8 protein-coding genes are annotated in these 10,779 nt (G+C 67.1%); 7 read left to right on the top strand and 1 reads right to left on the bottom strand.

Annotated features, from left to right (window positions below):
- Positions 1–26 precede the first annotated feature (26 nt).
- From mnmG to HQN59_RS01100, 3 genes are read left to right on the top strand one after another with little or no spacing between them, the layout of a single operon-like run.
- Positions 27–1,985: a tRNA uridine-5-carboxymethylaminomethyl(34) synthesis enzyme MnmG gene (gene mnmG / locus HQN59_RS01110; RefSeq protein ID WP_176065245.1), complete on the top strand. Its 1,959-nt coding sequence runs from the start codon at positions 27–29 to the stop codon at positions 1,983–1,985.
- Complete coding sequence (gene rsmG, locus HQN59_RS01105) at positions 1,982–2,650, top strand: 16S rRNA (guanine(527)-N(7))-methyltransferase RsmG (RefSeq protein ID WP_176065243.1); 669 nt, start codon at positions 1,982–1,984, stop codon at positions 2,648–2,650. The genes mnmG and rsmG overlap by 4 nt, the downstream gene beginning before the upstream one ends.
- 29 nt (positions 2,651–2,679) lie before the next feature.
- Complete coding sequence (locus tag HQN59_RS01100) at positions 2,680–3,471, top strand: ParA family protein (RefSeq protein ID WP_176065241.1); 792 nt, start codon at positions 2,680–2,682, stop codon at positions 3,469–3,471.
- Between the two features lie 69 nt (positions 3,472–3,540).
- Here HQN59_RS01100 and argC read toward each other — a convergent pair whose 3' ends face one another.
- Positions 3,541–4,488 carry an N-acetyl-gamma-glutamyl-phosphate reductase gene (argC, locus tag HQN59_RS01095; protein ID WP_176065239.1) on the bottom strand — a complete coding sequence of 316 codons (948 nt, stop codon included), beginning with the start codon at positions 4,486–4,488 and terminating at the stop codon, positions 3,541–3,543.
- A gap of 113 nt (positions 4,489–4,601) precedes the next feature.
- Between argC and HQN59_RS01090 the strand changes: the two genes are divergently transcribed.
- The 4 genes from HQN59_RS01090 (at position 4,602) to HQN59_RS01075 (ending at position 10,767) form a co-directional block, all read left to right on the top strand.
- A complete protein-coding gene (locus HQN59_RS01090) occupies positions 4,602–5,516 on the top strand; it encodes a ParB/RepB/Spo0J family partition protein (protein ID WP_176065238.1) in 915 nt (304 codons plus the stop codon).
- 328 nt (positions 5,517–5,844) lie between these two features.
- On the top strand, positions 5,845–7,767 hold the full coding sequence (locus tag HQN59_RS01085; protein ID WP_176065236.1) for a PrkA family serine protein kinase: 1,923 nt from the start codon (positions 5,845–5,847) through the stop codon (positions 7,765–7,767).
- Positions 7,768–7,852: 85 nt separating this feature from the next.
- On the top strand, positions 7,853–9,133 hold the full coding sequence (locus tag HQN59_RS01080) for a YeaH/YhbH family protein (protein WP_217703796.1): 1,281 nt from the start codon (positions 7,853–7,855) through the stop codon (positions 9,131–9,133).
- On the top strand, positions 9,130–10,767 hold the full coding sequence (locus HQN59_RS01075; RefSeq protein WP_176065233.1) for a SpoVR family protein: 1,638 nt from the start codon (positions 9,130–9,132) through the stop codon (positions 10,765–10,767). Before HQN59_RS01080 ends, HQN59_RS01075 begins: the two co-directional genes overlap by 4 nt.
- Positions 10,768–10,779: the final 12 nt, after the last annotated feature.

The raw sequence follows: 10,779 nt of genomic DNA, 5'->3' as shown, positions 1-10,779 counted from the left end.
TCGCCTGCTCAAAAAAGAGGCGCCGCATGTTGTTCCCCAAGCGTTTTCAAGTGATCGTCGTCGGCGGCGGGCATGCCGGCACGGAGGCGGCGCTCGCCGCCGCGCGCATGGGCGTGTCGACCCTTTTGCTCACCCACAACTTCGAGACGCTCGGCCAGATGAGCTGCAACCCGTCGATCGGCGGGATCGGCAAGGGCCATCTGGTCAAGGAGATCGACGCGCTCGGCGGCGCGATGGCGCAGGCCGCCGACGAGGCCGGCATCCACTTCCGGATCCTCAACCGCTCGAAGGGGCCGGCGGTGCGCGCGACGCGTGCCCAGGCCGACCGCATCCTCTACAAGGCGGCGATCCGGCGCCGCCTCGAGAATCAGCCCAACCTGCTGCTGTTCCAGGGCGCGTGCGACGACCTCATGGTCAACGGCGACCGCGTCACCGGCGTCGTGACACAGATGGGCATCCGCTTCGAGGCCGACGCGGTGGTGCTGACTGCCGGCACCTTCCTCGACGGCAGGATTCACGTGGGACTCGATAGCCACGCCGGCGGCCGTGCCGGAGACCCGCCCGCCGCGATGCTGTCGGCCCGCCTCAAGGAGCTGAAGCTCCCGCAGGGACGCCTGAAGACCGGCACGCCGCCGCGCATCGACGGCCGGACGATCGACTGGAGCCGGCTCGTCGAGCAGCCGGGCGACGGCGTCGGCCCGGAAGCGATAGGCCCGGTGCCGGTGTTCAGTTTCCTCGGCCGCGCGGGCGATCACCCGCGCCAGATCTCGTGCTGGATCACCGAAACCAACGAGCGCACCCACGAGATCATCCGCTCAGGATTCGACCGCAGCCCGATGTTCACCGGGCGAATCGACGGCGTGGGGCCGCGCTACTGCCCGAGCATCGAGGACAAGGTCAACCGATTTGCCGACAAGACCTCGCACCAGATCTTTCTCGAGCCGGAGGGCTTGTCGACACACGAGGTCTATCCGAACGGCATCTCGACGTCGCTGCCTTTCGACGTTCAGCTCGCGGCGGTGCATTCGATCGCCGGGCTCGAGAACGCTCACGTGTTGCGACCCGGTTACGCCATCGAGTACGACTACTTCGACCCGCGCGGGCTGCGGGCCAGCTTCGAGACGCGCGCGATCGAGGGGCTCTTCTTCGCCGGCCAGATCAACGGCACGACCGGCTACGAAGAGGCGGCGGCGCAGGGGCTCTTTGCCGGGATCAACGCCGCCCGCAAGGTCCGAGGCTGCGACGCCTGGGTGCCACGCCGCGACGAGGCGTACCTCGGCGTGCTGGTCGATGACCTGGTGTCGAAGGGGGTGAGCGAGCCGTACCGGATGTTCACGAGTCGCGCCGAGCACCGGCTGCAGCTGCGCGAGGACAACGCCGATGCACGGCTGACGGCGATCGGGCGCGAGCTCGGTCTGGTCGACGACCGTCGTTGGGAGCAGTTCATCCGCAAGGCCGACGCTGTTTCACGTGAAACAGCGCGCGCACTGACGACGCGGGTACGTCTCGCCGAGGCGGATTCGTCGCAGACGCACACAATTGCCGAGTTGATTCGCCGACCTGAGTTCGATTTCGATCGTGCCGTGGCTGCCGGTGTGCCGCTCACGGGCCAGTCGCCTGTTTCACGTGAAACGTTGCGCGGCGAGTTCGGGGTCGAGCTTGCCGACGCGGTGATCGAGCAGGTGGAAACCAGCCTGACTTACGCCGGGTATATCGAGAAGCAGGCCGAGGAGATTGCACGCGCCGCGCGGGCGGAAGACACGCTGCTGCCCGAATCGCTCGACTATGGCGCTGTCCGTGCGCTCTCCTTCGAGGTGCGGCAGATCCTGTCCCGGACGCGGCCGCGTACGCTCGGCCAGGCAGCACGGCTGTCGGGCATCACGCCAGCAGCGTTGTCGCTGCTGCGCGTCCACCTCAAGAAGCTGGCACGCGCCCGCGGCGCTGCCGCTGACGCCGAAGCCGACGCACCCGAGAGCACTGCTTGAGCGCGCACGCCGCGCTTGCAGCGCAGCTGGCGCAGGGCTGCCGTGAGCTCGAGCTCGACGTTTCCGCGGCCGATCAGGGGCGGCTGCTCGGCTACTTGGACCTGCTGGCCCGCTGGAACGCGACGTACAACCTGACGGCGGTTCGCGAGCCCGCCGCCATGCTGGCCCAGCACCTGCTCGACTGCCTGGCCGTGATCGCCCCGTTGCGGCGCTGGCGCAGTGAGCATCTCGTCACGCGACTGCTCGACGTCGGAAGCGGCGCTGGGTTGCCGGGTTGCGTCATCGCGCTGCTCGAACCCGATGTCGAGGTGACCTGCGTCGACAGTGTCGGCAAAAAGGCGGCATTCATTCGCCACGCCGCAGGGCACCTGCAGCTGCACAACCTGCGCGCCGAGCACGCGCGTGTCGAGACGCTGCGCGGAGGCTGGGACGTGATCGCCTCGCGCGCATTCGCCGATCTCGCCCTCTCCGTGTCGCTCACTCGTTCGCTCCTGAACTCTGGCGGCGCCTGGCTGGCGATGAAGGCCAAGTTGCCGAACGACGAGCTCACCCAGCTACCGGCGTGGGCTGACGCGTTTCACGTGGAACAATTGCGCGTTCCTCAGCTTGCTGCCGAGCGTTGCTTGGTATGGCTACGGGACATCGAGCGGCCAAGCCGCGGCTAAGCAGACACACACAGCACCAACCGAGCCGCATGGGATCGATCTTCTGTGTCGCCAACCAGAAAGGCGGCGTGGGCAAGACCACCACCACCGTGAACCTGGCGGCCGGATTGGCAAAGGTCGGCAAGCGAGTGCTGCTCGTCGACCTCGATCCGCAAGGCAACGCGACCATGGGATCGGGCGTCGACAAACGGACCCTCGAGACGACCGTCTACGACGTGCTGCTCGAATCGGCGACGGTCGTCGAAGCACGTACGCACAGCCCGCAGGGCGGGTACGACGTCGTTGGCGCGAACCGTGAGCTCGCCGGGGCCGAGGTCGAGCTGGTGCAGCTCGAACGGCGAGACAAGCGGCTGCGGACCGCGCTCCACGCCGTCCGCGCCGACTACGATTTCGTTCTCGTCGACTGCCCGCCGAGCCTCAGCCTGCTGACCCTGAACGGGCTTGCCGGCGCGCATGGCGTCGTGGTGCCGATGCAGTGCGAGTACTTCGCGCTCGAGGGTCTGAGCGACCTCGTCAACACCATCAAGCAGGTGCACGCGAACCTCAACCCCGATCTGCTGATCATCGGCATCTTGCGGGTGATGTTCGATGCGCGCATCACGCTGCAGCAGCAGGTGAGCGAGCAGCTCAAGGCGCACTTCGGCGACAAGGTTTTCGACACCGTGATCCCGCGCAACGTGCGCCTGGCGGAGGCGCCGAGCTACGGCGTCCCGGGGGTGGTGTTCGACCCGGCGTCGAAGGGTGCGCAGGCGTTCGTCGAGTTCGCGCGCGAGATGGTCGAGCGGCTCGACCGCATGCCGGCCAGGGCGCGCGCCGCCTGAGGCGCACCGCCCCCACAAAGCCGCAGGGGCGGTGTTTCGTGGCGGCCGGTCAGCCGGCGCGTGCGACGATCAGACCAGCCCGGCGGTTTCCTCGAGACCCAGGTGCACGTTCATCGACTGCACGGCGGCACCGCTCGCGCCCTTGCCGAGGTTGTCGAGCCGTGACATCAGCAGCGCCTGCGTCTCGGTCGCGAACACGAACAGGTCCGCGCGGTTGGTGTCGTTGGCCGCCTGCACATTGAAGTGGCCCTGCGCCAGCGTCGCGGCGTCGCGCAGCGGCATCACGCGGATGAACGGCTCGCCGGCGTAGCGCTCGTCCAGCGCCCGCTGCAGGTCGTTGGCGCTCGCGCCGCGCCCGCTGTTCAGCTGCGACAGGTGCAGCGGCACCGTGACCGAGAGGCCTTTCAGGAACGGCCCGACGATCGGCAGGAACACCGGATCGAGCGCCATCCGCGTGTGCGCCTTCATCTCGGGCAGATGCTTGTGCGAGAGCCCGAGCCCGTACGGGCGTGGCGCCAGCAGAGCCGGGTCGCCGCTCTCGTACTGCTCGATCATCTTCTTGCCGCCGCCCGAGTAGCCGGTGATCGATGTCGCCGAGATCGGCATGTCCGGGGCGATCAGCCCGGCGTCGACCAGCGGCCGCACCAGCAGGATGAACGCGGTCGAGTGGCAGCCCGGGTTCGAGATGCGCTTGGAGCGGCGAATCTTCTCGCGCTGCTCGGGGGCGAGCTCGGGCAGGCCGAACACCCAGTCGCTCGACGTGCGGTGCGCCGTGCTCGCGTCGATCAGGCAGGTGTTCGGGTTGGTGACCAGCGCCGCCGCCTCGCGTGCCGCGACGTCCGGCAGGCACAGGAACGCCACGTCGGCGGCGTTCAGCAGGCGCGCGCGTTCGGCGTTGTCCTTGCGGCGCTCGGGATCGATGCGCAGCACCTCGACGTCGTTGCGACGCGCAAGGTACTCGTTGATCCGCAAGCCGGTAGTGCCTTCCTGGCCGTCGACGTAGACGTGATAGGTCATGCTGTCCTCGCTGAGCCGCACAGCATACGGCAGCGCGCACGAGGCGTGCGGCGTGGCTGGATCCGGCCTCACCGTCGGGTCGCGTTGGGTGGCCGATCCCGCACAATGAAACGATGGTGACGAAGAAACAGAAGGGGCTCGGCCTCGGCCTCGAGGCGCTGCTCGGCCCCCGCGTGAAGGAAGCTGCCGAGGCTGCTCCTTCCGACGGTGAGCCGCACACGCTGGCGCTCGACCAGCTGCAGCCCGGCAAGTACCAGCCGCGCACGCGCATGGACGAGGGCGCGCTCTACGAGCTCGCGGAGAGCATCAAGGCGCAGGGTGTGATGCAGCCGGTGCTCGTGCGGCCGGTCGGTGGCGGTGCCGGCAGCACCCGGTACGAGATCATCGCGGGCGAGCGGCGCGTACGCGCTGCCCGGCTCGCCGGACTCGACCAGGTGCCGGTGCTGGTCCGCCAGGTTCCCGACGAGGCCGCCGCCGCGATGGCGCTGATCGAGAACATCCAGCGCGAGGGGCTCAACCCGCTCGAGGAGGCGCAAGGCCTCAAGCGCCTGACCGAGGAGTTCGGCATGACGCACGAGTCGGCCGCGCAGGCGGTCGGCCGCTCGCGTAGTGCCGCCAGCAACCTGCTGCGCCTGCTGAACCTCGTCGAGCCGGTGCAGCAGATGCTGATGGCAGGCGACCTCGAGATGGGGCACGCGCGCGCGCTGCTGCCGCTTCAAGGCGCCGAGCAGATCCAGGCCGCCAACGAGATCGTCGCCAAGAAGCTGAGCGTGCGCGATGCCGAGCGGCTGGTCGCACGCCACGGCGTGCCGAGCGGGCGGCAGGCGCCGCTGCTGCGCCAGCGCCGCGACAAGGGCCGCGAGCTGCTGCGCATCGAGCAGCAGCTGTCGGACACGCTCGCCGCGGCGGTCGACATCCGCATCAAGAAGCGCGGTGCGCGCGGCGAGAACGGCGAGGTGGCGATCGCGTTCGGCTCGCTCGACGAACTGAACGGGCTGCTCAGCCGACTCGGGCTACCCCCGGGTTGACGCCCGCGGCACTGCGTGAAGGATTGCAAACGCCTCGGCCCGGCAGGAACTTTCTCACGCGTGTCGCGCTCTGTGAAAGTGCGGGCGCCGGTCGGTTGTTGCGGCACGGAGCTTGCTAAATCATGATGTGTCCAGCGAAGGGCCGCTCCCGACATCCAGGCGGTCTTGCTTTCGCGGCATCGAACAGGATCATGTGAACGACGTTTCGATCGAACAGCGCTGATCCCAGGAAAGCTCTGATGGCGCCCGCCGGGCTCCATCAGAACTTCCCCGGAATTGGACGCGGCAGCTGCCGCGGCCAAGCCTCCTCGACGCACAGGAGATCAGCATGGATGTCATCAGCAATTTCGCCGCTCGCTTCGAGCGAAGCCGCGAAGAAGAGCTGTCGATCGAAGACTACCTGGCCGAGTGCAAGCGCAACCCGCTCGCCTATGCCACCGCCGCCGAACGCATGCTCAAGGCGATCGGCGAGCCGACGATGGTCGACACGCGCAACGACCCGCGCATGTCGCGGCTGTTCGCGAACAAGGTCATCAAGATCTACCCCGCGTTCGCCGAGTTCTACGGCATGGAAGACGCGATCGAGCAGGTCGTCAGCTACTTCCGCCACGCCGCCCAGGGGCTTGAGGAGAAGAAGCAGATCCTGTATCTGCTCGGGCCCGTGGGTGGCGGCAAGAGCTCGATCGCCGAGCGCCTGAAGCAGCTGATGGAGCAGGTGCCGTTCTACGCGATCAAGGGCTCGCCCGTGAACGAGTCGCCGCTCGGCCTCTTCGACCCCGCCGAGGACGGCCCGCTGCTCGAGAGCGAGTACGGCATCCCGCGGCGCTACCTGAACCGCATCCTCAGCCCCTGGGCCGTGAAGCGTCTCGACGAGTTCGGCGGCGACATCCGCAAGTTCAAGATCGTCAAGCGGCACCCCAGCGTGCTCAAGCAGATCGGTGTGGCCAAGACCGAGCCGGGCGACGAGAACAACCAGGACATCTCGGCGCTCGTCGGCAAGGTCGACATCAGGAAGCTCGAGACCTACGCGCAGGACGACCCCGACGCGTACAGCTTCTCCGGGGGCCTGTGCCTCGCGAACCAGGGCCTCCTGGAGTTCGTCGAGATGTTCAAGGCGCCGATCAAGGTGCTGCACCCGCTGCTGACCGCGACCCAGGAAGGCAACTTCAAGGGCACCGAGGGCTTCGGCGCGATCCCGTTCGACGGCATCGTGCTGGCGCACTCGAACGAGAGCGAGTGGAAGAGCTTTCGCAACAACAAGAACAACGAGGCATTCCTCGACCGCATCTACATCGTGAAGGTGCCGTACTGCCTGCGTGTCTCGGAAGAGATCAAGATCTACGAGAAGCTGCTGCGCAACTCGTCGCTGGCCGAGGCACCGTGCGCGCCCGGCACGCTGAAGATGATGAGCCAGTTCGCGATGCTCACGCGCCTGAAGGAGCCCGAGAACAGCTCGCTCTACTCGAAGATGCTGATCTACGACGGCGAGAACCTCAAGGACACCGACCCGCGCGCGAAGAGCTACCAGGAATATCGCGACTACGCCGGCGTCGACGAGGGCATGAGCGGGATCTCGACGCGCTTCGCGTTCAAGATCCTCTCGAAGGTCTTCAACTTCGACCCGGCCGAAGTCGCCGCCAACCCGGTGCACCTGATGTACGTGCTCGAGCAGCAGATCGAGCGCGAGCAGTTTCCGAGCGAGCTCGAGCAGAAGTACCTCGGCTTCATCAAGGAGCATCTGTCGGCGCGCTACGCCGAGTTCATCGGCAAGGAGATCCAGACCGCCTATCTCGAGAGCTACAGCGAGTACGGGCAGAACATCTTCGATCGCTACGTCACGTATGCGGACTACTGGATCCAGGACCAGGAGTACCGCGACACCGACACCGGCGAGGTGTTCGACCGCGCCCAGCTCAATGCCGAGCTCGAGAAGATCGAAAAGCCTGCCGGCATCTCGAACCCGAAGGACTTCCGCAACGAGATCGTCAACTTCGTGCTGCGCGCGCGTGCCAACAACGCCGGCAAGAACCCGGCGTGGACGAGCTACGAGAAGCTGCGCACGGTGATCGAGAAGAAGATGTTCTCGAACACCGAGGAGCTTCTGCCGGTGATCAGCTTCAACGCCAAGGCGAGCGCCGACGAGGCCAAGAAGCACGAGAACTTCGTCAACCGCATGGTCCAGAAGGGCTACACGCCCAAGCAGGTGCGCCTGCTCTGCGAGTGGTACCTGCGGGTGCGCAAGAGCTCTTGATGGACAGCGTGCCGCCACGCATGTCGCCTTCGCCGCTCCACAGCGGGCGCGTCCGCGGCAGAGCCGGCGGCACCGAGGACGCCTGATGCTGCAGCAGATCATCGATCGCCGGCTCGCCGGCAAGAACAAGTCGATCGGCAACCGCGAGCGGTTCCTGCGTCGCTACCAGGATCAGCTGCGCGACGCGGTTCGGCGTGCGGTCGACAACCGCGGCATCCGCGACATGGAGCGTGGCGAGGACATCACGATCCCCAAGCGCGACATCAGCGAGCCGGTGTTCGGGCATGGTGCCGGCGGCGCGCGCGAAATGGTCCATCCAGGCAATCAGGAGTACGTGCGCGGCGATCGCATCGAGCGGCCCAAGGGCGGGGGCGGGCGCGGCAGCGGCCAGGGTCAGGGCGGCCAGGCGGCCGAAGGCGAGGACGACTTCGTCTTCCACCTGACCAAGGAAGAGTTCATGCAGATCTTCTTCGACGACCTCGCGTTGCCGCGGATGATCCGCACGCAGCTCGTCGAGACGCCCGAGTACAAGTCGCATCGCGCGGGATATTCGAACGCCGGCACGCCGAGCAACCTGTCGGTGCTGCGTTCGATGCGCGGCGCGATCGGGCGCCGCGTCGCGATCGGAGCCGGCTCGCGTGCCGAGCTCGCGGAGCTCGAGGCGCAGCTCGAGGCCTGGGGCGACGACCGCGGCGATGCGGCGCGCGAGTTCGAGCGCAAGGTGATCGAGACGCGCGTGGCGGAGCTGCGGGCGCGCCTCAAGCGCATCCCGTACCTCGACCCGATCGATCTGCGCTACCGCAATCGCGTGCGTCTGCCGGTGCCGACCGCCAAGGCGGTGATGTTCTGTCTGATGGACGTGTCGGGATCGATGGACGAGGCCCGCAAGGAGCTCGCCAAGCGCTTCTTCATCCTGCTCTACCTCTTCCTCACGCGGCACTACGAGAAGATCGACCTGGTCTTCATTCGCCATCACACGCAGGCGCAGGAAGTCGACGAGGAGAGCTTCTTCCGCGCCCGCGAGACCGGCGGCACGGTGGTCTCGAGCGCGCTCGTGCTGATGGACGAGATCATCGAGCAGCGCTATTCGTCGAGCGACTGGAACATCTACGCGGCGCAGGCCAGCGACGGCGACAACTGGCACCACGACAGCGGACGCTGCCGCGAGATCCTCACGGAGACCCTGCTGCCGAAGTGCCGCTACTTCGCCTACGTGCAGGTTGCCGAGGAAGAGCAGAACCTCTGGGAAGAGTACGCGCGGCTGCGCGAGCTCAACACGCATTTCGCGATGCGCAAGGTGACCGACGCGTCGCAGATCTACCCGGTGTTCCGCGATCTCTTCAAGACCGAGGGGGCCCACGCATGAGTCACATCGTCGAAGGCGTCACGCAGGATGCCGCAGCCCACGAGGTGCGCGAGCCGATCCGCTCGCCCGCACGCCGCATCCGCCCGGAGCGCGAGCTGCTGCAGCATCCGCTGCCGCCCGGCCCGCGGCCGGACAAGCCCTTGCCCGACCCGAGCGACTGGACCTTCGACCTCATCGAGGAGTACCACGAGGTCATCCGCGCGACCGCGCAGCGGTTCGGCCTCGACACCTATGCCAACCAGCTCGAGGTGATCACCGCCGAGCAGATGATGGACGCCTACGCGTCGGTCGGCATGCCGGTGAACTACCGTCACTGGAGCTACGGCAAGGAGTTCATCGCCAACGAGCGGCAGTACCGGCGCGGCCAGATGGGCCTCGCGTACGAGATCGTCATCAACTCCGACCCCTGCATCAGCTACCTGATGGAGGAGAACACGACCGCGATGCAGGCGCTCGTGATCGCGCACGCGGCGTACGGACACAACAGCTTCTTCAAGGGCAACTACCTGTTCCGGCTCTGGACCGACGCGTCGTCGATCATCGACTACCTGGTCTACGCCCGGAACTACGTCGCCGAGTGCGAAGAGAAGCACGGCATGCAGGCGGTCGAGGAGGTGCTCGACAGCTGCCACGCGCTGCAGAACTACGGCGTCGACCGCTACCACCGGCCGAGCAAGATCTCGCTTGCCGAGGAGCTCGCGCGCCAGGCCGAGCGCCACGAGTACGCGCAGCGCCAGGTCAACGACATCTGGCGCACGCTGCCGCGGCGTGCCGATCGCGCGGAGGAAGCGACGGAGAGCAAGCGTTTCCCGGCCGAGCCGCAGGAGAACCTGCTGTACTTCATCGAGAAGAACGCGCCGCTGCTCGAGCCCTGGCAGCGCGAGATCGTGCGGATCGTCCGCAAGGTTGCGCAGTACTTCTACCCGCAGCGCCAGACCAAGGTCATGAACGAGGGCTGGGCGACGTTCTGGCACCACCACCTGCTCAACACGCTCTACGACGACGGCTACCTCACGGACGGCGTGATGATCGAGTGGCTGAAGTCGCACACGAACGTGATCTACCAGCCGCCGGTCGGGCACCGCGCCTACGGCGGCATCAACCCCTATGCGCTCGGCTTCGCGATGTACACCGACATCAAGCGGATCTGCGAGAACCCGACCGACGAGGACCGCGAGTGGTTCCCCAACCTCGCCGGAACGCCGTGGCTGCCGGCGCTGCATCACGCGATGCGCAACTTCAAGGACGAGAGCTTCATCGGCCAGTACCTCTCGCCCAAGGTCATCCGCGACCTGCGCCTTTTCGCGATCGTCGACGACGAGCACGTCGACCACCTGCAGGTGTCGGCGATCCACGACGATGCCGGCTACCGGCACGTGCGCGAGGCGATGTCGAAGCAGTACGACCTCGGCACCCGCGAACCCGACATCCAGGTCTGGAACGTCAACCGGCGCGGCGATCGGTCGCTCACGCTCCGCCACACGCGCCACAGCAACCGCCCCCTCAACGACAGCGCACACGAGGTGCTCAAGCACGTCGCGCGGCTGTGGGGTTTCGGCGTCAACCTCGAGAGTGTCGACGGTTACGGCGACATCGCCGCGCGCTGGTCGCTGCACGCGCCGGAGTCGCGCTGAAGCGAGCCGCGT

Source organism: Rhizobacter koreensis (assembly GCF_013366375.1).
Taxonomy (GTDB): domain Bacteria; phylum Pseudomonadota; class Gammaproteobacteria; order Burkholderiales; family Burkholderiaceae_C; genus Schlegelella_A; species Schlegelella_A koreensis.
Note: the sequence above shows the minus strand (reverse complement) of the source record. Positions and strands in the feature narration are given on the sequence as shown.

Excerpts from the sequence above, each read along its gene's own strand:
- HQN59_RS01080 (WP_217703796.1), top strand. The coding sequence starts at position 7,853 with ATGCTGCAGCAGATCATCGATCGCCGGCTCGCCGGCAAGAACAAGTCG.
- HQN59_RS01100 (WP_176065241.1), top strand. The coding sequence starts at position 2,680 with ATGGGATCGATCTTCTGTGTCGCCAACCAGAAAGGCGGCGTGGGCAAG.
- HQN59_RS01090 (WP_176065238.1), top strand. The coding sequence starts at position 4,602 with ATGGTGACGAAGAAACAGAAGGGGCTCGGCCTCGGCCTCGAGGCGCTG.
- HQN59_RS01085 (WP_176065236.1), top strand. The coding sequence starts at position 5,845 with ATGGATGTCATCAGCAATTTCGCCGCTCGCTTCGAGCGAAGCCGCGAA.
- HQN59_RS01075 (WP_176065233.1), top strand. The coding sequence starts at position 9,130 with ATGAGTCACATCGTCGAAGGCGTCACGCAGGATGCCGCAGCCCACGAG.
- argC (WP_176065239.1), bottom strand. The coding sequence starts at position 4,488 with ATGACCTATCACGTCTACGTCGACGGCCAGGAAGGCACTACCGGCTTG.
- mnmG (WP_176065245.1), top strand. The coding sequence starts at position 27 with ATGTTGTTCCCCAAGCGTTTTCAAGTGATCGTCGTCGGCGGCGGGCAT.